This window comes from Streptomyces hirsutus, assembly GCF_001418415.1.
In the GTDB taxonomy this organism is placed as follows: Bacteria; Actinomycetota; Actinomycetes; order Streptomycetales; family Streptomycetaceae; genus Streptomyces; species Streptomyces hirsutus.
On sequence record NZ_LIQT01000701.1, the window covers coordinates 545 to 1,126 of the forward strand.

1 protein-coding gene is annotated in these 582 nt (G+C 66.2%); it reads right to left on the reverse strand.

Annotated features, from left to right (window positions below; all coding sequences use genetic code 11):
• The coding region (locus tag AOK11_RS45970) for a cytochrome ubiquinol oxidase subunit I (protein ID WP_240497641.1) at positions 1-582 on the reverse strand (582 nt) is incomplete at both ends.

The window sequence follows — 582 nt, forward strand, 5'->3', positions numbered from 1 at the left end:
GACGATCTCCATGGCGGCGAACTTGATCGGTTGCTTGTGGAAGACGGCGCGAGCGGCGGAGTCACCGATCATGAACTGGACCGGGGTGAGGATCGCGGCAACGGTGAACGGCAGCGTGAAGCCGAGCCGGTGGTATCGGTCGCGGCGTCCACGGAGCCAGCCGACGGCGTACACCCCGGCGACCAGGTACCCGGCGGTCAGGAACATCGCGACCACGAAGTGCCAGTACTCCGGGCCGAACATCGGCGTGAAGATCGCCTGGCGTACGTCGACGTCGACGGGATTGCCCTGGGCGTCGAGCCTGAACCCCTGCGGTGTGTTCATCCAGGAGTTGGCCGCGATGATGCCGAACGCCCCCATCAGGGCGGCCAGCGGCAGCGGTACGGCGAGCCAGAAGTGGGTCCAGGGCTTCAGGCGGCGCCATCCGTAGAGGTAGATCGCGATCAGGACGGCTTCGAGGAAGAAGGCCCATGCCTCAATGCCGAAACCGAGTCCGAAGACGTCACCCCAGCGCCCCATCATGCCGGGCCACAGCAGTCCGAGTTCGAACGACAACACCGTGCCGGTGACGACGCCGATGGC